Origin of the sequence: Leucothrix arctica (assembly GCF_003172895.1) — a bacterium.
GTDB lineage: Bacteria > Pseudomonadota > Gammaproteobacteria > Thiotrichales > Thiotrichaceae > Leucothrix > Leucothrix arctica.
On the sequence record NZ_QGKL01000042.1, the window covers coordinates 549,155 to 567,487 of the forward strand.

Genomic DNA, 18,333 nt, shown 5'->3' on the forward strand with positions numbered 1-18,333 from the left:
TTTCAGTGCAATAGCTAACTCAGTAAGCAAAAAGGAATTTATTCAATGCGATCAGAGCAAGCGGCAACCCCTAAAAATAAGTTGCAACGTGGGTTGGAGAATATCCACCATCCATTTTCCAACTTTATTCGCACCCAGACTACCTCAAGTCTGTTCCTTTTGATCGCGACTATAGCAGCCCTTTGGTGGGCAAACTCAGTCTACTCTGCTAGTTATCAAAACCTAATACACACTCCTATTGGTTTTTCTGTTGGCGAGTTTGAACTGCGAGCGTCACTCAAACATATTATTAATGATGGCTTGATGGTGATCTTTTTCTTCCTACTCGGTTTAGAGATCAAACGTGAAGTACTCGCTGGTGACCTCGCTCAGCCTGAAAACCGACGTATGTTAATTATCTGTGCAGTGGGTGGCATGGTTTGTCCTGCTGTGATTTACTCCTTATTCAACTGGTCACTAGATTCACAGGTTGGATGGGGGATACCCATGGCAACCGATGCTGCTTTCGCGCTAGGCGTATTGGCCATTTTACGAAAACATATACCGGTTGGTTTATTGGCCTTCATTGTCGGTCTCGCTATCGTTGATGACATAGGTGCGATACTGGTCATCGCACTTTTCTACACACAAGAAGTATCGCTAATATACCTATCCAGTGCTTTCGCGCTTATTGCATTTTTGGCGTTGGCTAACTATGCAGGTGTTAGGCAGCCAATCTTTTATATTATTGTCGGTATTGCTGCGTGGTGGGCGATGCTCAAATCAGGCGTTCACCCGACGGTGGCAGGTGTCGCCATTGCTTTGACTGTACCTGCCAGAGCTAAGTTAGCGTCGGGAAAATTTCTTGATAAAGAAGAATCGCTGATCACTTCACTGCAAAATAAAACAAAAGAAGTGGATGTCCTGGGTAGCAAACGAGACCATGAGAAATTACTAAAAGTTCGCGCTTATGCGGAGCTTGCTGGTACACCCTTACGACGCTGGGAAGATGCACTAGATTTGCCCGTCGCATTATTTATCTTGCCGCTGTTTGCTTTGTGCAATGCTGGCGTTGTATTTAGCGCTAGCTCGATTACTGAGAGCTTCCTGCAACCCACTGGCTTAGGCATTATTACCGGACTCGTGCTTGGTAAGTTTATTGGTATTTCTGGTGCATGCTGGTTGGGCCTCCGCTATAAGTTCGGCAGTTTGCCTAATGAGGTTACTTTAAAACATGTCATTGGGATCTCGCTCATCGCAGGGATTGGCTTCACCATGTCCACGTTTATTGCCGCACTGGGTTTTGATGGGCAACCAGAACATCTTCAAACCGCGAAAACATCAATCCTGATTGCCTCATTGTTATCCGCAATCCTTGGTATTATTTATATCAGAGTTACATCTACCAAAAACGTCAAATAAAGCTCAAGCTGAGAGGGGATTTTTTACCCTCATTACAACGTTTTATTACGTAACCTGAGCGCATTACTGATCACGGACTCCGAGTTCAATGCCATCGCCGCCATCGCAACGATACGACATTGTTGTGCAAGTGCTTATGAGATGACTATCAAGTCTAATCAACAGGCTTCATTGCATTCAAAAACTCAAACAGATCACTGTCAGTGGAAAGCACCAGCGTGGTATTTTCAGAAATTATGGATTGGTAGGATTGTAGGGTTCGTGTGAACTCGTAAAATTCCACCGCTTGCTGACTTTGGTTATAAGCATTCGCGTAAATCGCGGCGGCCTTTGCATCTGCGACACCACGAATCTCCTCGACTTGCTGATAGGCTTCAGACTGAATTTTATTGAGATCACGTACCCGATTACCTCGGATTCTGGCAGCTTCACCATTTCCTTCTGCAAGGAAACGTTCTGCGATCTGTCGTCGTTCACTGATCATTCGGTCATAAATCTTCGGTCGCACGCTGGCGTTGTAATGGATTCTCTTGAAGCGGATATCAAGCAATTCAATACCAAACACTTGCACCTTTTCAGCGGCCTTAGTGAAGATCTCTTTTTCTACCATTTCACGACCCTTGGTAATGGGCACCAATGCTCCAAAATCCTGTTTGACATCCGACAGTAGAACAACATCACGTAACGGCACACGGCCCTTGGTGGTGCGGATAATTTCAATCAGCTCATGCTTGGCAACGGCGTTGCGAGTCTCACTGCCTAAAATGTCATCCAACCGTGACTGGGCACTACGCTCATCACGCAGTCGCAGAAAGTACTGAAGAGGATCAACAATACGCCAGCGAGCAAACAAATCGACGGAGATGTAGAGTTTGTCCTTGGTGGGCATATCTGACGGATTACCGTCCCACTCGAGTACCCGCTTGTCAATAGGGTTAACGTCTTGGACGAAGGGGAGTTTCAACTTTAGTCCAGCAGAGGTCACTGGGTCACCTACCGGCTTGCCGAACTGGGTAATGATCACCTGTTCAACTTCGCTTACTGTGTAGACTGAGCCGCTCAACAGATAGACTCCAACCCCGATAATCGCCAAAGTGATAAGGGATTTTTTCATGGTTGTTCTCCATTTAGGCTGCTCAAGTTTAGTAACGGTAAAATCCCGCGTGTCTTTTCATCGATGATTATTTTTGAGCGAATCTTCGGCAATACGGTTTGCAGGGTTTCAATGTAAATGCGGCGACGAGTGACTTCTGGCGCCTTGCTGTATTCTGCAAACAGCGCACTGAAGCGGGCAGCATCACCTTCTGCTTCATTGACTCGCTTGAGTCGGTAACCATCGGCTTCACGAATACGCTGATCTTTCTCACCTTCGGCTAGAGGAATGACCTTGTTGTAATCGCGACGGGCTTCGTTAATTAACTTCTCTTTCTCTTGCTGAGCTTGATTAACCTCGTTAAAAGACGCCTGCACAGGTTTTGGTGGGTTGATGTTTTTCAACTGTACTTGATCGATGCTGATACCCATCGCATATTTGGTTGAGAGACCCTGCATCTTAGTCAGCGCCTCAACTTCGATTTCTTGGCGGCCAATGGTAATGACTTCATCTACCGTACGGTCACCGACCACTTCCCGCATCACGGATTCCGAGACGTAACGTAATGTTTCACTCGGTTCACGCACTTCAAATAAAAATTTAACAGGGTCTGCAATACGGTATTGAATGACCCATTCAACCAACGCCGCATTGAGGTCACCCGTTACCATTTCTGTTTCAAGTTTTGTTTCTTGAGCGCCACCACGTGGGCTTTGGTAAGGGTCTTTTGCTCCCGGTGTAGTGAAGCCAAATTCTTGTTTTAGCTGTCGCTTAACAGGCACAATGGTCGTGACATCTATCCCTAGTGGTAACTTGAAATGTAAACCGGGCTCGACGTTCTTAAGGTATTTACCGAAACGTTGCACCACCGCGACTGAGTCACTGGGTACGGTGTACCACGCGGTCATGATGCCAAAGCCGATTAATAGGATTAGGGCAATGGGAATTAGCCGGCCAACAAGGGAAATTTGTTTAAACTTACTTTGTCCCTTGCTGACTATTTCTTGGAGATTATCAGAATCTGTGGCGATATCTTGCCAAGTGTCTTTACTATCGTTCTTTGATGACATTATTGCTCCTTTAATCATAAGATTTAACAGGCCAGGCCTGCTTTATGAAATAACCTCAATGTGTAAGCTCGGTCACGCCGAACTCACTTTCTCTGCTTGCGGGTACTTCCGAATACATAGTCCCAGAATGTGCTAGTCACACCGAAACAGCTAGGCTGCTTGTTACTGCGGTGATGCAGTGAGTGCCAGTGCTTGCGCCGTTTTAACCAAGCGCTATTAGTGCTCCAATGGTGAGTTGCATGGTGCACAATGGCGAAGGACAGGTAACCAATGACAATCCCGAGAGTCAGGGCGCAGGCACTCCACAGATTGTCTGATAACATGAATGCAGGCAGGAAGATCAGGGTTGTGATCAACATCATGCTTAAAACTGTGGGCGTAGAAATTAGCGCTCTTGGTCGCTGATGATGCTCTGCATGCCAACGGCTAAATGGCTGCAAGCCATGCATCACAAAACGGTGCAATACATACTCTAGAAGCGTCCAGCTCACCAATCCTATCCCTAATAAAACCAACGACTCCAACCACTGTCCGTGTGGCTCAGCAATAATGATAAAAGCTGCTAGCACCATTACTGCGATGCCATATAGTGCAAAATCAGCTCGATAAGCTATTTTGCTATGTTCCATGGTAAATAGTTTCATGCATCTCCTTTTGTTTTTACTGTCGTTTTAATCTTGTTGTTGAGGGTGGGGAACCCTATACCTGACCATGTTTACATAGGGGTGAGATTTGATAGTTGATGCAGGTCAACTTGTAAACACGACAGCCATGCCAATATAAAAACTCAAGTTGGGTAAATGATTTGCTATTTACCAACTAACAGGAGAATTGATATGTCAAAGATATGGGTAGTAGTTGCAGACGAGGCTAAAGTGAGAATATTTTCTGCCGAGAAGCCGAAGGGAACACTTACGGAAATAAAAGAAATGACTTCGTCAGAGGCGACTATGTTAGAGCAGGACTTAGTATCGGATAAGCCGGGAAGGGGGGAGAGTAACTCAGGTGCAAGGAAGCACGCTTTTGAAGAAAAAACGTCTCATAAAGCGCAATATGCTATTCGGTTTTCAAAAGAAGTGAGTGAATATTTAGAAGCTAGTTTGCAGAGCAAATCTTTTGGGAGGTTAACATTGGTCGCAGCACCTCATTTTTTAGGGATGCTTCGTAAAGACTTAAGTGCGGCCATTGATGAGGTTGTATCATTTCAACTTGATAAGGACTTGACGATGATGACGCCTCAAGAGATTCGTGAGCACCTTCCTGAGTATTTGTGATCGTGCGCTATTGGGTAGTGGTGGATAATTAATAAAATATGGTTTGTTTGAAGTGTTAAACAGAAAGCCTAGTAGAAAACCTACTAGGCGTCTCCTGACACTTTGAAGATATCATCCTTTTACACTGGTGCTGCATTAGCGATAAACGATTCCGCCATCGATGATGGGTGCCTGTCCGGTCATATAGTCTGAATCCGGACCAGCCAGATATGAGACGAAAGCGGCTACATCTTCTGGTGTCTCCGCTCGGCCCAGTGCAATCCCGTCCACATATTTCTTGTAGGTATCGCCTTTTGGCGTACCAGTCAGTTCTGCAAAGCGTTCGTCAATTTCAACCCACATGTCCGTTCCAACAATACCCGGGCAGTAGGCATTGATAGTTATGCCGTCGCTGGCATATTCGAGCGCTGCAGCCTGAGTTAAGCCGCGGATGGCGAATTTGGTGGCAGAATACACGCCGAGCATGGCAAAACCGTTATGACCGGCAACCGACGATGCATTGATGATTTTACCCTTGTGTCCGCGAGCCTTGAATTTCTTGGCTGCCGCCTGAATTCCCCAGATCACACCCTCAATGTTTACTTTAAAAATAGTGTCCACTTCCTGTGGTGTGACATCGGCCAACGGCTGTACCTGAGCGATCCCTGCATTGTTGACCATTATGTCGAAGCCGCCCAATTCCTTTTCGGCATGGTCAACTGCGGCATAGACTTGGTCGCGACTCGTCACATCTGCAACGAAAACCGTTGCTTTGCGGCCGAGTACTTGTACCTCTTTGGCGACGGCATCCATTTTATCTTTCTTGAGATCGACGATAGCAATATCCATACCATCCTCTGCTAGCCTTAGAGCAATGGCTCGTCCAATTCCCTGACCGGCGCCCGTGATTAGCGCGACTTTGTCTTTAGTATTCATCTTTTAGTTTCCTTTTTCGTTTTCATAGACATAACTTTTTCTCATTTGGCCTCAGAGTGCCCCTGATTCAGTTGAAAAGTTCAGTAGCGACACATCAGTAGGTGTTTTATAAAACGATATCACTCAAGCATTGCGTCATATGTACGCTAGCGAACATTCTGCTCCACAGTATTTCCTAGGTGTTTGTGGCAGCCACCCAGCTTGTTCAACACCATAGCTTTTGCTCAAGCGATCGGCAGGTATGTTCGTTGTCGCACAGATGGGTCTACCCGTTTGGCGTATAAAAAACTCTGTACCGACCCTTTTGGGAAATCTGAAATTCGAAGGAGAGAACCTATGTTACGCACCATCAATGATCTAGAAGACTACGCCATCCGCGCATCCGACGGCGACATTGGTCACGTGAAAGATGTCTATTTTGATGACCAGACTTGGGCTATTCGATATCTCGTTGTCGACACCGGAACCTGGCTTTCGAATCAAAAAGTATTAATCTCGCCAATCGCGATTGGCAATCCGAACTGGGAAAATAAAGTATTACCCGTCTCGATCACAAAAGATCAGGTGAGGAATAGCCCCAGCATCAACACCGACATGCCAGTCTCTAGGCAGCAGGAAATGCAGGTTCTAGACCACTACGGCTACCCTTATTATTGGGAGGGTTACGGGAGCATGGGTGGAGGGGTCTATCCGAACCTGTTGTTGTCGGGCTACGCTAACTTGAGTCCACCACACAATCATGAAGATCCAGAATTAAAGAGGGCTTCTGTAGAAGCCCAAGCCGCGCTACACAAGGATGATGACCTCCACCTGCGCAGTTGTGAGGCGGTAAAGGACTATCATGTTCATGCCACTGATGGTGATATAGGCCACATACAAGACATGTTAGTCGATGACGAGTCTTGGGCTATGCGGTATATGATAGTGAATACAAGTAACTGGTGGCTTGGTCATCAAGTACTTATTCCGCCAAATTGTATCCAAAATATGAATTGGCCAGATGCTCAAGTGTCTGTCAACTTAACACGACAGGCAGTGAAAGACTCTCCTCCGTATAACCCAGAGATGCAAGTGGATCGTAAGACAGAAATGTATATCTACAAACATTATGGCCTTACTGGTTACTGGATAGAGGCAGTGAAGCATGGCGACTCAAAACCAACCCCCTAAGTTCCGCGGGGTTGGTTTTTTAGATTTTCTTTGCGCTTCAATTGTTGAGCAAATCTGCTGGCTTATCTTCTAGTAAGTCAGCAAGCTCATCGGCGTGTTCTTCTTCAACCGCTAAGATAACTTTCAGCATGTCACTAGTCGTTGTATCTTGATCACCGAGGTATTGAATCATTTCGCGATAGCTATCGATGGCTATACGTTCCGCCACCAAATCCTCCTTGATCATATCAAGCAATGAGCTACCTGCCACATATTCAGCATGACTTCGACTAGCAAGACTCTCAGGTGCGAAATCCGGTTCTCCACCCAGCTGTACAATGCGTTCGGCAATCTGGTCAGCATGTCCTTGTTCTTCATTAGAATGAACAAGGAACTCATTGGCGATACTTTTTGCATGAATACCTCGGGCCATAAAGTAATGGCGTCGGTAACGCAGCACACAAACAATTTCGGTAGCAAGTGCTTCGTTAAGCAACTTCAGCACTTGTGTCCGGTCTGCAGAATATCCAGCGGTAACCGCCCCTTGCTCAATATGTTTACGTGCATTGCTACGCAATATTTTGATATCGGTCATTACAGTTTTCTTAGACATGAGTGGCTCCTTCTTCAAATTTTTAGTTTGCTTCCAATCAGTAGCCATGTCGGTGCGCTGCCGCACTTAATGATCTTTAGTTTTGGTTGAATCGCGCCATAACAAAGCAGCTCCTATGCAAGCAGCAATAACAGACGCGGCAAAAATTGCTATCTTCGCTGCCGCTAAATCCATTTCAGATTCGAACGCCTCGCCAGCAAAAAATATGGACATGGTGAAACCAATCCCTGCTAAAGCTGTAGCGCCAATCAACTGACGCCAAGAATAGGTGCCGGGTTTACTGGCGATGCCGGTTCGTACAGCTAATGTCACGGCGGCGATCATTCCTATGGGCTTACCGATGACTAAACTGGCCACGATTGCCAGCATCAGGCTCGAATGAGTACCGACCACATCCATTGATATTACAACGCCGGCGTTCGCCAATGCAAAAAGCGGCAGAACTACGTAGCTTGATCGGGTACCGACTTGTCTTAGCAGTCGGGCGGCAGGTGATTCCAGTCGGTTATGCACAGTATCAATTGCGTTGAGCGCGGGCAAAGAAGGCCCGTCGCGTAACACGTCACCACCGTAGCGCATGTCTGCGGCGAGAATAGCATTCGCTTGTGCGACCAGTGCCTTGAGGTTTGGCGGTGGTCTGGTTGGGATAAAAATTGCCAGTATGACTCCGGCCAGAGTGGCATGCACTCCAGCCGCATAAATGAAAACCCACAGCAGGACGCCAACAAATACGTACGGCGAAAGCCTGTAAACGTGAGCACGATTAAGCAATGCAAGCACGCCTGTAGCCGCGGCTACAGAAATAAGGTAAGTAATTTGTAAATCAGATGAATAGAAAATCGCGATAACCAGAATTGCGCCGATGTCATCGACCACCGCAGCAGCGGTCAAGAATACGCGTAGCTCCACTGGGACCCGTGAACCTAATACCGCAATCACTGCAATTGCGAAGGCGGTGTCCGTTGCCATTGGAATGCCCCATCCAGACGCCCACGGCCCGTCAGGAATGAGCAAGGCATACAATAGTGCTGGAACCACCATACCACCTAATGCAGCTGCGATTGGTAGTGCAGCTGTGCGGTGATTTGTGAGATGCCCCACGGTAAATTCACGCTTGATTTCCAGACCGACGACCAGGAAGAAAAACGTCAGTAATCCATCATTGATCCAATGATGGATTGACATTCCGAACGAGAGATTGCCGAGCGTAAACCCCAAAGGTTGCTGCCATAACTCGGTAAACGCACTGCCTAATGATGAATTGGTAAGAATAACGGCCAAAATCGTCGCCAGCAGTAACAGCAACCCAGCGGATGGCCCCCACCGCAGAAAATCCAGGGTAGCTAGTCGGGAGCGCTGACCAGGCATATGAAGCATTGCGTCACTCAGAGCATGTTGATCCCAAGGCCCTTCGTAGCGACGGTCATCAATGAAAAATGTGGGTGTAACCAATACACCGCTTGCCTCTGCGCTATTGATATCACTGTCCACCCTGGCACGGATATCTGCGTCGTTTGTGTCGGGTATTCCCGATTCGTTCGGCGTTTCCAGTGACGAAGCGACTACTTGCAAATCATTTTCGGTTAGTGGATTGGAGCGCGACATCAGTGCTACATGCATTGTCCAGAATTGTTCGTTGTCGGTCGTCCGCTCTGTTAATTCCGCGGCACGACGCGCTATGTCGCTGTCCACCAACGGCCGATGCCGAAAAACGTAGCGCAGGCGATCTCCAAACTGATCGCGTAACCCTGCGATTACATTATTGACAGCTCGGCAGTTCGGGCAGCCATAGCTTCCATATTCGACAAGCGTGATCTCCGCATCCTCGGGACCGAGAACATGATCAATCTGCTGATCGACAGGCCGATCAAGTCTGTTGCTTCGCTCGCCCGGAATCATCCGTAAGGATCCTGATCAAGGAGGAGAGAGTTCATGCTCGGCATATTTGCACTCCGGTTGTTAAATGATGAGGGATGGCTACTCAGTGTTCATGCAGCCGTCCGAGAGTGCTGCTCAGCAGATGTTCCAGCTTTTGCGCGGCTCCATTCACCGCCTGATCGAGCGTCGCGGCATGGTCCGTCACCGCCACCGGTTGGAGGCCTTTGAGACGGGCTTCCAGCATGCAGCGTTGGTCTTGTTGTCCGCTCTTGTCGCCATTCTCGTCACTCAGATGAACTTCCACTCGGGTGACCCGTTCACTGAAATTCTCCAGCGCTTGCTCGATGGTAGCGGATACTTGGGCAGCCAGTGACTCGGTGCCGTTGATATGGACGTCGGTGTTGAGTTGGATCTTCATGAGATTCTCCTGTGGGGTTGTGGATATACGGAATGTTCTTTATTTCTTGAGGCTAGGTTCACTTTCTTTTTTTCCCGATGACCCATCCCATGAAGCCGGCAATCACGGCGATAAGCAAGATCGGCAACCATATTCCGCCATATCCACCCATCCCCATCATGCCGTAACCGCCTTGGTGCATGTCGGCCAGTGCGCTGGTCGTCACACCACTTCCACCTATCCAGACGGCAACGTTCAAGTACTTGCGAAGGTTCATGCGTTTCATGGTTAACTCCTTTTAAGGGTTTAATATTCTTTTTATACAGACCTATCTTTTAAGCGTCTGTACGCCATCGAACAGAGCTATCCATTTGGAAAGGAGTAATGACTGATATGTTCGACTGAGTAATGTGACATACTTTATGCTCTTTACCCCGCCGTAATAAGGCTCCGAATGTCAGTTTCCACTGATCCAAAACAAAACCACTTGCTGGCCTCATTACCTGTGGAAGACTTTAAACGCATTGAATTGCATTTGAAGTTAGTTACATTCAAGTTAGGGGATGTGCTGCACGAATCGGGAGGCAGCATTCACGCTGTCTATTTCCCCATCACCGCGATTGTGTCAAAGCTCAACCTGCTGGCCGATGGTGGTTCTGCCGAGATTGCCGTAATCGGTAATGAAGGTGTCGTTGGTATGGCGCTGTTTATGGGTGGTGAAACGACCACTAACCGAGCGGTGGTTCAGAGCGCTGGAATAGCTTATCGCCTGTCCAGCAAAATAATTAAAGACGAATTCACTCGCGGCGGCCCCATGCAGCATTTGTTACTGCGCTTTACGCAGGCGCTGATGACACAAATGACGCAGACTGCGATATGTAACCGGCACCATTCTGTTGACCAGCAACTGTGCCGGTGGTTATTACTCAGTCTTGACCGTCTGGCTTCAAATGAGTTGGTGATGACTCAAGAACTGATTGCCAACATGCTGGGCGTACGCCGCGAGGGTGTCACTGAAGCGGCAGGCAAACTTCAACAAGCAAACCTTATTGCCTACTCACGTGGCCATATTACCGTGGTAGACCGCAAAGGATTGGAAGATCGCTGTTGCGAATGCTATGCCGTGGTCAAGACCGAGTGCGATCGCTTATTACCAGACCGGATCGCAGAATAATCGGTAATGTTCAAGATTCTGCAATCCGGCAATCTAGCCTACCGCCGAATGTTGTTCCTAAATAGCGGTCTTGGTTCCCGAGGAGCCGGTTTCGTGCAGGAAGAAGCTCAGGATAATGGCGACGATAACACCGCCGACAAGCGGCAGGAAGGCGGTCTGGTATTCGCTCAGCGTCAGTGCTATTCCGTCTGCAGGGATCATTAAACGCGAAATGAAGGGCGACATAATTCCGGTCGTCACGAATACCAAAAAGTTCATCACACCCGCTGCCGTACCTTTTACCTGCGAAGGATTGGTCTCTTTAATCATAGAGAAAGGAAGCATCGCTGCGCCAGAAGCGATACCAAGAACAAGCGCCACAGAATAGGTCGGCAGCGTTCCCACCGGCACATAAATAGCGGCGAGGCTGGCGGCCAGAATAAGCAGCGCGCCGATGATCAGAACTGGCTTACGTCTGCCGATCTTGTCCGAGATATATCCTAACAATGGGCAGCCAATTACCCAGCCGATAGGAACCATCGCTGCGTCTGCTGCTGCCGCAGCCATCGTCAAATCTTCCGCTGAATGAAGAAATGACGTAGCCCAGACCAGTGCGCCGATAGTGGTGGGCAGGAACAACAAACCTCCGACGATACCGGCCAGCCAGCTCTGCAGATTGCTGAAGACGATCTTAAATGGATGAAGCACGCTGGTTATTGATAACGGGCCATGGTGACTCGCGCTGTCGCCTTTCTCTTTCGGCATGGCGAACCAGCTCACAACTGCCAGAACAAAGCCCATGCACGCAAAGGCGATCCAGACATATTGCCATCCGATATTGAAACTGCCGGCCGGATTGATCGCCATGCTGACAGGCTTCGACCCGAATGCTGCGCCTGCCATACCAAGCATTTGCGTCAAGCCGATGAACATTGCCAACATTCTCGAGGGCAGATAGCGAGCCGCAACATAGGACGAGCCGATGAAGGCGAAAATCGCGCCGAGCGCCTGTACAACAAAGCCGACCATCCCCGCCACCTCGCTGCCTTGCGCGAAAATCAGGCAACCGATGCCGACTACTGCGATTCCAAAAGGAATGGTGAGGCGGGGGCCGTAGCGATCAAGCAGTATACCTGCCACCAGCGCCATCAGGGCATAGGCAACATAATAGGCCGAGATCATCGCACCGATATGGTTCCCTCCCCAAGCTGACGTGAGTTCCTCTTGCATCACTCCAGGAACGGAACGGACAGCATATTGGAAGAAATAAAAGAGCGCGCAGATCAGCCACGCCAAGAAAAACAGGGGTTTCAAATCCTGCGGAGGGGAGGTATCACTCTTACCCGGAACGTTATTCGTCTGCGGCACACTCTGATCTTTGTTTTCGGAGGAAGTTGACATTAGTTCTCTTTTGAATCGTAAAAGTGTTAGGGCCGAGTGAGTAAGCTCGGGGTAAGATACCAAAGATTTTTAGAATTACATCGAAGCTGGTGGCCGACCATTTGCGGTTGCAACCAGGTTTCCCCAAGAGATGAGTTCCGGAGTGCAGTCGTCGCGATCCAGAATACATTCTATGAGCGTCGGGCCATCGTGGTTGGCCAGTGCTGTTTCGATAGCGGCGGCGAGTTCTCCACCGTTATTGGCTCGCAGGCCCACCCCATGTCCGTCTTCAGCATTGAAGACCTTGATCAGCCCGGCGTAATCCCAGTTCTTGACGTTGTTGTATGGGCCATCATGGATTTCGACTTCGATGGTGTAGCCATGATTGTTCATCAGGAAAATGATGACTGGTAGTTTTTGACGAATCATTTGTGCTACTTCTTGGGCGGTGAGCTGGAATGCACCGTCACCGATCAAGGCGATGACTCTCCGCTCAGGAGCGCCCAGCGCATAGCCGAAGCTGGCTGGCACTGACCAGCCGATGTGGCCCCATTGCATTTCAACCTCGAAGCGCGCGCCATCGGGTAATGCCAAAGCGACACCGTTAAACCAGGAATCACCGGTTTCGGCAATGACCGTGGTATCAGCGGTGACTAGAGGTCTGATTTGACGAACCATTTCTGAGCGCATCAACTTGACATCAGGTGCTGCGGGATCTTCTGATAGTGATTCAGAACGTAGGCGCTCATATTCGATCATCGTCGCATCACGCTTGCTTACCTTTTTGGCCAGTGCTGAAAGGAAGTCGCGAAGATGAATCCGGCTGTAATCATGACCTTCGAAGCTGATATGGTTCTGGTCTGCTAGCATCACGCCGGGTCCGTCTGGCATGGCAGTCCAGCCCACAGTCGAGTAATCATTGAAGAGTGCACCGACGCATATAGTGCTATCTGACCAATCTACAATTGCTTGTGCTCCAGGTGTGCTGATTCCTCCCCAATAGGTGCCTACATATTGGGGATGTTCTTCCGGAAAAAAACTTTTGGCAGCAGCCATCACCGCAACGGAACAACCGAGTGCTTCTGCCAGCTCAATGGCTTCCTTTTCGGCTCCCGCCGCACGTAGTTTACTGCCGATAAGTAGCACCGGCTTTTCCTTGCCCATTATAAATTCAGTGGCTGCAGATACGGCGGCAGTTAATGTCTCGCTATCAGTGGGATCTTCGTTGATCAAGGCACTGACCGGGCCCGGCGCTGCGCAAGGCTCCGCAGCGATATTGCAGGCGATACCGATGTAGGCCGGTTTCTTCTCACGCAGTGCGGTGCGAATTGCGTAGTCGATCTGTGCTGGGGCATCCTGCGCAGACGTAATGGACACAGCGGCACAGGTAAGCTTTTTGGCGATCTCCAATTGGTAGAGAAAGTCGTGCGTGCCCAAGGTGTGGTGAAGTAGATGTTCAGTCGCCCGGTCATTGCTATTTGGTGTGCCAGAAATCAGAATGACAGGAAGATTTTCGGCATAGGCCCCGCCGATGGCGTTTAATGCGGAGAGCGCTCCGACACTGAAGGTGACGACGGCAGCACCAGCACCCTGAGCGCGCGCATAGCCCTCAGCACTGAAGCCGCAATTCAGTTCGTTAGAACAGTAGACTTGTTCCATGCTCTTGTTGGTCAGCAGTTGGTCTAGCAGGACCAGGTTGTAATCGCCAGCTACTGCAAAGTGGTGTTTAAGGCCAATTTGTGAAAGTCGTTCTGCGAGATAGGTGCCGATGGTGTACATGTTGTTTGCCTTTTGATTGGAAATTAATGGATTGACAGAAAGTAGGTATCGACAACAGATACTGAGCGGAAGCCATTGGTTTATCTGTTGGCTACCGTACATAGCGATCAAATCGAAAACCGGTCCAGATTGAGGTCTTAGGTTTATTAATCCTGCCACTTCCAGTTTCGAATTTCCGGTATGTCCTGGCCGTGTTTTTCGATGTAGGCTTTATGGTCGAGCAGCTTGTCACGCGACACATCAAGCCACTTGGCATGCTGGTTGAACATCGAATCAACAATGTGGATAAAGGCTTCATAGCATGAAAAAAAACCATGACGTCCGGTCAGCAAGTAACCTTCGAGCCAGCCCTGACAATGGTGCTCACTCAACATTTTCATTTCCCCGCTGTTGCATTGGAACTCCGGGGGATCGTCAGCAGTCGTGCGTTGATCGCCACAATCACTGTACTGGCCGCCATCAGTGCCGCGCCCAATGCTGGGGAAAGCACGACACCCCAGGCGTAAAGTGCGCCAGCGGCCAACGGGATGGCAAAGGCATTATAACCGGTAGCCCAAACCAGATTTTGAATCATCTTGTGATAGGTCGCTTTGGATAGCTCCAGAAGCGCGACCACATCTGATGGATTACTTCGCACTAGAACGATGTCGGCGGTTTCGACCGCCACATCCGAGCCGGCACCAATGGCAATACCCAGATCCGCCTGCGCCAGTGCAGGGGCATCGTTGACACCATCGCCGGTCATGCCCACTAATATGCCCCGGGACTGGACTTCTTTGACTTTGGCTGCTTTATCTTGCGGCAGAACCTCGGCGAAGTATTCGTCCAGACCGACCTGATCTGACACCCATTGGGCAACCTGTTGGTTGTCCCCCGTGAGCATCATGCACTTGATGTTCATTGCCTTGAGTGCGGTGATGGTCTGCTTCGACTCTGGCCGGATAATATCCGCCAGTGCTATCGCGCCTTTCAATTCTCCATCAACAAGCACAAAGACGACGGTTTTGCCTTGTGCTTTCAGAGTTTCCACGCGCTTGTCGTCTACGGCAATAGTCTGCTCTTGCAGGAAGCCCGGACTCACCACCTTAATCTCTTTGCCTTCGACCCGGCCTTGCGCACCTTTGCCGGTAATACTTTTAAAATCTTCAACGGGTAGTGTGTTTTCGACCGTAGTGGCGATGGCTTTCGCAATAGGATGCTCAGAATTCGCTTCTACCGAGGCCGCATAGCAATGCAGCGTGTCTTCGTCAATGTCCTGCGATAACAACAGGGTATCGGTCACCCCAAAGTGGCCTTCCGTCAGTGTGCCGGTTTTGTCGAAAATGATCGCCTGAACGTTTCTGGCACGCTCAAAAGCGGGACGATTGCGGATCAGCAGCCCATTGCTCGCGGCCAACGCCGTGGAGACCGCGATGACCAGCGGCACGGCCAGCCCCAGTGCATGAGGGCAGGTGATGACCATAACGGTGACGGCGCGCTCGATGGCAAAGGAGAGATCTTTACCCATGAGGCCCAACCAGATAAAGAAGGTAATCGCACCACCACTTAAGGCAATAATGGTAAGCCACATCGCCGCCGTGTTAGCCAGATCCTGAGTTTTAGATTTGCTTTCCTGAGCTTGCTTGACCAGGTCAATGACCTGCGACAGGAACGAATCCTTGCCGGTACCTTTGACCTCGATGGTCAACGAACCTTCCCCGTTAATAGCGCCACCGATGACTTTGTCGTCGACTTTTTTGGTCACCGGCATTGACTCTCCGGTGAGCATGGCCTCATTGACCGCGCTTTCCCCTTTTTTGATAAGGCCATCGGCGGGAATCTTCTCACCCGGTTTGATCAGGACGGTATCATTCACTTCCAGTTCGTTTAACGGCACGTCTTTTACGCTGCCATCAGGCATGAGTTTATGGGCGTTGGAGGGCATCAGTTTTGCCAATTCCTCTAGGGCCTTGGATGCGCCCATCACCGACCTCATCTCGATCCAGTGACCGAGTAACATCACATCAACCAGAGTCGCTAATTCCCAAAAGAATACTTTCCCGGTCAGGCCAAACACCACGGCGCTGCTGTAGGCATAAGCGGTAGTGATGGCGACCGCCACCAGTGTCATCATCCCCGGTTGTTTGGATTTAAGCTCTTCGATCATTCCTTTTAAAAATGGCCAACCGCCATACCAGAAGACGGCGGAAGAAAACCCGAACAGAACATAGAGGTCGCCGGAAAAACTGAAGGTATCGCGCAAACCAACCAGCTTTTGGAGTAAGGGAGAGAGGATCAGAATGGGGACAGTAAGCGCCAGTGCGATCCAGAACCGTTTCTGGAAATCAGCCGCCATGTGGGCATGATGATCTTGATGGGCACTATGCTCACCCGCCATCTCATGTTTATCTGAATTTTGCTCCATTGAGATACTCCTTTGAGTGGCTAAGGTATTGATTTTAGATCCCTATTTTCTATATCACACTAGCGACGAAATCCGTTTCAGGTTTTAAATTTATCCGAAGCCTTTTGAACGGAAGCACTAAACGATTTCCATGCGGTGTCAACGCCACTTTTTAGCTCTTCCCATGCCTCATCGCCGGCCTCACTAAACACTTTCAACTTCGTTTTGGTTGTAGCCAGCTTCTGCTCCATGTCGTGAATATGCTCTTTGTAGCTAACACGCTCATCGGCTGAGGCCAGTTTTGCACGCGCCTTAAGCTCCGTAATCTTGACTTGGGTTAGCTCTAATTCAGCTTGGATTTTCTGTTGATAATCTTCTTTGGTATTCATAATATAGATCCTTTATTTGTGATGCGATTAATTCCATTATCTCTCTTTGGTAAGCAGTAAAAATTAAGGAGCCAAATTTCGTGGCATTGGCAATGGCAATTTTTAGCCAATTAAACAGGGTTCTGGTGTTGGGTGGACTGGCCGTCGTTATTTATCAGCATTCATTCTATTCTGAAGTGTGTTTCTGCCAAATACTTCACCTTCGTTGTATTGGAACTCAGGTTTTGCTTTTAGCACTGCTTGGGTAGAGTCAAGATACACATCATTACCATCGGTGCTCATGCGGAGATCTTTGTAAGGGACGGAAACCAGTCGATCACCCATTCCTAAAAAACCACCTACAGAAATAATCGCCATCAGAGAGTCATCTTCTCTGGACATAATCAGATCATCGACGTGGCCAATTTTTTTATCAGCTGCATTTTTAACATCTTCACCGACAATTTCACTCATACGCAGGTGATAAGGGCTTTCACTATCCCTGACTTCGGTATAGCTCACGGAGTTTTTGAAGCTTTTGGCTGTATCACTAACAGCGGCAATTGTTGTGGCTGCAGCAGATTTAACTTCCTGCTTAGCTTCTTGCACATTCTGTTTGATTTCTTGTGTAGTTTGATTGAGATATTCTTCAACTTCAGCGGTATAGCGCTTCCGTTCTTTAATCATCATTATGCCCGTGCGCTCACCCTCGTTATATTTGAACTCAGGTTTTGCCTCTAGGTCTGTCTTGGTCGCATTTAGATAAAACGCCTTTTCATCGGTGCCGATGCGTAGATCTTCGTAAGGGACTGCAACTAAGCGATCACCCATTCCCAAAAAACCGCCAACGGATACAATTGCCATCAGTTTGTTGTCATTTCGGGCGATGATCAGGTCATCAATTTTACCGATGTTGTCGCCGTCAGCGTTTTTCAGATGTGTACCCATTAGGTCACTAATGCGTAATTTATAAGGGCTTTTCTCGCCTCTGTACTGAGAGTACTCAACAGAACTGTTATAACCTTCCATGTGTGAATTTGCGGTGACCACACCTGTAAGTGTCGACAGGCTAACCGAAAGTAAAGTTGCTATTAAAATTTTATTATTTCTCATGCTGTTATTCCTTGTGTGGTTAGGTAGATAAGTAAAAATAGTTTTATAAACCACTTTTATTTTGGCGCCAAAAGATATCTTCGTCCTTAGATAAGCTCATTTTAAATAACTCAATCAAAGGGTATGCACGGGTACCAATCACTACAGCAGGTTCGTCTTCTGTTATATCTTCAGCCTGCTCTTCACTGGACTCAGCAATAATTGCTGATTGTAGATTTTGCAGATAAGCGCTGATGTCCTGAGAGGGGATAGTGCCCGGTACATCACTGCTATGCTTCATTAGTCCAAGGAGTTGTTTTGCATCCTCTTCTACCATACTGAACCCCGAGCCTGATTTATTTTCAAAACGAATCATCTTTCTTCTCCT

The 18,333-nt window shown here is 48.6% G+C and carries 19 protein-coding genes; 4 read left to right on the forward strand and 15 right to left on the reverse strand.

What is annotated here, in order from left to right:
* Window positions 1-45: 45 nt before the first annotated feature.
* Window positions 46-1,401: a Na+/H+ antiporter NhaA gene (nhaA, locus tag DKT75_RS19600; protein ID WP_109826143.1), complete on the forward strand. Its 1,356-nt coding sequence runs from the start codon at window positions 46-48 to the stop codon at window positions 1,399-1,401.
* A 154-nt stretch (window positions 1,402-1,555) separates the two neighbouring features.
* Here the strand turns inward: nhaA (DKT75_RS19600) and hflC are convergent, their stop codons facing one another.
* The 3 genes from hflC to DKT75_RS19615 all read right to left on the reverse strand — a co-directional run bounded on the left by hflC (window position 1,556) and on the right by DKT75_RS19615 (window position 4,208).
* On the reverse strand, window positions 1,556-2,515 hold the full coding sequence (hflC, locus tag DKT75_RS19605; RefSeq protein WP_109826145.1) for a protease modulator HflC: 960 nt from the start codon (window positions 2,513-2,515) through the stop codon (window positions 1,556-1,558).
* A complete protein-coding gene (hflK, locus tag DKT75_RS19610; RefSeq protein ID WP_109826147.1) occupies window positions 2,512-3,564 on the reverse strand; it encodes an FtsH protease activity modulator HflK in 1,053 nt (350 codons plus the stop codon). The genes hflC and hflK overlap by 4 nt, the downstream gene beginning before the upstream one ends.
* Before the next feature lie 83 nt (window positions 3,565-3,647).
* On the reverse strand, window positions 3,648-4,208 hold the full coding sequence (locus tag DKT75_RS19615; RefSeq protein WP_109826149.1) for a sterol desaturase family protein: 561 nt from the start codon (window positions 4,206-4,208) through the stop codon (window positions 3,648-3,650).
* Between the two features lie 192 nt (window positions 4,209-4,400).
* On the opposite strand from DKT75_RS19615, the gene DKT75_RS19620 reads away from it, so the two are divergent.
* Window positions 4,401-4,838, forward strand: coding sequence for a host attachment protein (locus tag DKT75_RS19620; RefSeq protein ID WP_158278924.1), 438 nt, complete (start codon window positions 4,401-4,403; stop codon window positions 4,836-4,838).
* Between the two features lie 135 nt (window positions 4,839-4,973).
* On the opposite strand, the gene DKT75_RS19625 is transcribed toward DKT75_RS19620, so the two are convergent.
* Window positions 4,974-5,753, reverse strand: coding sequence for an acetoin reductase (locus DKT75_RS19625; RefSeq protein ID WP_109826153.1), 780 nt, complete (start codon window positions 5,751-5,753; stop codon window positions 4,974-4,976).
* A 336-nt stretch (window positions 5,754-6,089) separates the two neighbouring features.
* On the opposite strand from DKT75_RS19625, the gene DKT75_RS19630 reads away from it, so the two are divergent.
* Entirely contained in the window at window positions 6,090-6,923 is an 834-nt protein-coding gene (locus DKT75_RS19630; protein WP_109826155.1) for a PRC-barrel domain-containing protein, read from the forward strand.
* 37 nt (window positions 6,924-6,960) lie between these two features.
* Here the strand turns inward: DKT75_RS19630 and DKT75_RS19635 are convergent, their stop codons facing one another.
* The 4 genes from DKT75_RS19635 to DKT75_RS19650 all read right to left on the reverse strand — a co-directional run bounded on the left by DKT75_RS19635 (window position 6,961) and on the right by DKT75_RS19650 (window position 10,076).
* Window positions 6,961-7,515 carry a ferritin-like domain-containing protein gene (locus DKT75_RS19635; protein ID WP_109826157.1) on the reverse strand — a complete coding sequence of 185 codons (555 nt, stop codon included), beginning with the start codon at window positions 7,513-7,515 and terminating at the stop codon, window positions 6,961-6,963.
* A 66-nt stretch (window positions 7,516-7,581) separates the two neighbouring features.
* On the reverse strand, window positions 7,582-9,414 hold the full coding sequence (gene nhaA / locus DKT75_RS19640) for a Na+/H+ antiporter NhaA (RefSeq protein WP_109826159.1): 1,833 nt from the start codon (window positions 9,412-9,414) through the stop codon (window positions 7,582-7,584).
* An 82-nt stretch (window positions 9,415-9,496) separates the two neighbouring features.
* Window positions 9,497-9,811 (reverse strand): HPF/RaiA family ribosome-associated protein, encoded by a 315-nt coding sequence (locus tag DKT75_RS19645; RefSeq protein WP_109826161.1) that lies wholly within the window; start codon window positions 9,809-9,811, stop codon window positions 9,497-9,499.
* Window positions 9,812-9,869: 58 nt separating this feature from the next.
* Window positions 9,870-10,076, reverse strand: coding sequence for a hypothetical protein (locus tag DKT75_RS19650; RefSeq protein ID WP_109826163.1), 207 nt, complete (start codon window positions 10,074-10,076; stop codon window positions 9,870-9,872).
* Window positions 10,077-10,244: 168 nt separating this feature from the next.
* Here DKT75_RS19650 and DKT75_RS19655 point away from each other — a divergent pair, with 168 nt between their 5' ends.
* Window positions 10,245-10,964, forward strand: coding sequence for a Crp/Fnr family transcriptional regulator (locus DKT75_RS19655; RefSeq protein WP_109826165.1), 720 nt, complete (start codon window positions 10,245-10,247; stop codon window positions 10,962-10,964).
* A 57-nt stretch (window positions 10,965-11,021) separates the two neighbouring features.
* On the opposite strand, the gene DKT75_RS19660 is transcribed toward DKT75_RS19655, so the two are convergent.
* The 7 genes from DKT75_RS19660 to DKT75_RS19690 all read right to left on the reverse strand — a co-directional run bounded on the left by DKT75_RS19660 (window position 11,022) and on the right by DKT75_RS19690 (window position 18,321).
* On the reverse strand, window positions 11,022-12,344 hold the full coding sequence (locus DKT75_RS19660; RefSeq protein WP_109826167.1) for an MFS transporter: 1,323 nt from the start codon (window positions 12,342-12,344) through the stop codon (window positions 11,022-11,024).
* Between the two features lie 75 nt (window positions 12,345-12,419).
* Complete coding sequence (locus DKT75_RS19665) at window positions 12,420-14,102, reverse strand: alpha-keto acid decarboxylase family protein (protein WP_109826169.1); 1,683 nt, start codon at window positions 14,100-14,102, stop codon at window positions 12,420-12,422.
* A gap of 146 nt (window positions 14,103-14,248) precedes the next feature.
* Window positions 14,249-14,476 carry a phosphoketolase family protein gene (locus DKT75_RS22335; RefSeq protein WP_245923274.1) on the reverse strand — a complete coding sequence of 76 codons (228 nt, stop codon included), beginning with the start codon at window positions 14,474-14,476 and terminating at the stop codon, window positions 14,249-14,251.
* 2 nt (window positions 14,477-14,478) lie between these two features.
* On the reverse strand, window positions 14,479-16,506 hold the full coding sequence (locus DKT75_RS19675) for a copper-translocating P-type ATPase (protein ID WP_109826171.1): 2,028 nt from the start codon (window positions 16,504-16,506) through the stop codon (window positions 14,479-14,481).
* Between the two features lie 77 nt (window positions 16,507-16,583).
* Complete coding sequence (locus DKT75_RS19680) at window positions 16,584-16,874, reverse strand: sll1863 family stress response protein (RefSeq protein WP_109826172.1); 291 nt, start codon at window positions 16,872-16,874, stop codon at window positions 16,584-16,586.
* A 147-nt stretch (window positions 16,875-17,021) separates the two neighbouring features.
* Window positions 17,022-17,966 (reverse strand): PRC-barrel domain-containing protein, encoded by a 945-nt coding sequence (locus tag DKT75_RS19685; RefSeq protein ID WP_109826174.1) that lies wholly within the window; start codon window positions 17,964-17,966, stop codon window positions 17,022-17,024.
* Between the two features lie 43 nt (window positions 17,967-18,009).
* On the reverse strand, window positions 18,010-18,321 hold the full coding sequence (locus DKT75_RS19690) for a DUF1840 family protein (protein WP_109826176.1): 312 nt from the start codon (window positions 18,319-18,321) through the stop codon (window positions 18,010-18,012).
* Window positions 18,322-18,333 lie beyond the last annotated feature (12 nt).

Coding starts and splice junctions, on each gene's coding strand:
- nhaA (WP_109826143.1), top strand. CDS start 46: ATGCGATCAGAGCAAGCGGCAACCCCTAAAAATAAGTTGCAACGTGGG.
- hflC (WP_109826145.1), bottom strand. CDS start 2,515: ATGAAAAAATCCCTTATCACTTTGGCGATTATCGGGGTTGGAGTCTAT.
- hflK (WP_109826147.1), bottom strand. CDS start 3,564: ATGTCATCAAAGAACGATAGTAAAGACACTTGGCAAGATATCGCCACA.
- DKT75_RS19615 (WP_109826149.1), bottom strand. CDS start 4,208: ATGAAACTATTTACCATGGAACATAGCAAAATAGCTTATCGAGCTGAT.
- DKT75_RS19620 (WP_158278924.1), top strand. CDS start 4,401: ATGTCAAAGATATGGGTAGTAGTTGCAGACGAGGCTAAAGTGAGAATA.
- DKT75_RS19625 (WP_109826153.1), bottom strand. CDS start 5,753: ATGAATACTAAAGACAAAGTCGCGCTAATCACGGGCGCCGGTCAGGGA.
- DKT75_RS19630 (WP_109826155.1), top strand. CDS start 6,090: ATGTTACGCACCATCAATGATCTAGAAGACTACGCCATCCGCGCATCC.
- DKT75_RS19635 (WP_109826157.1), bottom strand. CDS start 7,515: ATGTCTAAGAAAACTGTAATGACCGATATCAAAATATTGCGTAGCAAT.
- nhaA (WP_109826159.1), bottom strand. CDS start 9,414: ATGATTCCGGGCGAGCGAAGCAACAGACTTGATCGGCCTGTCGATCAG.
- DKT75_RS19645 (WP_109826161.1), bottom strand. CDS start 9,811: ATGAAGATCCAACTCAACACCGACGTCCATATCAACGGCACCGAGTCA.
- DKT75_RS19650 (WP_109826163.1), bottom strand. CDS start 10,076: ATGAAACGCATGAACCTTCGCAAGTACTTGAACGTTGCCGTCTGGATA.
- DKT75_RS19655 (WP_109826165.1), top strand. CDS start 10,245: ATGTCAGTTTCCACTGATCCAAAACAAAACCACTTGCTGGCCTCATTA.
- DKT75_RS19660 (WP_109826167.1), bottom strand. CDS start 12,344: ATGTCAACTTCCTCCGAAAACAAAGATCAGAGTGTGCCGCAGACGAAT.
- DKT75_RS19665 (WP_109826169.1), bottom strand. CDS start 14,102: ATGTACACCATCGGCACCTATCTCGCAGAACGACTTTCACAAATTGGC.
- DKT75_RS22335 (WP_245923274.1), bottom strand. CDS start 14,476: ATGTTGAGTGAGCACCATTGTCAGGGCTGGCTCGAAGGTTACTTGCTG.
- DKT75_RS19675 (WP_109826171.1), bottom strand. CDS start 16,506: ATGGAGCAAAATTCAGATAAACATGAGATGGCGGGTGAGCATAGTGCC.
- DKT75_RS19680 (WP_109826172.1), bottom strand. CDS start 16,874: ATGAATACCAAAGAAGATTATCAACAGAAAATCCAAGCTGAATTAGAG.
- DKT75_RS19685 (WP_109826174.1), bottom strand. CDS start 17,966: ATGAGAAATAATAAAATTTTAATAGCAACTTTACTTTCGGTTAGCCTG.
- DKT75_RS19690 (WP_109826176.1), bottom strand. CDS start 18,321: ATGATTCGTTTTGAAAATAAATCAGGCTCGGGGTTCAGTATGGTAGAA.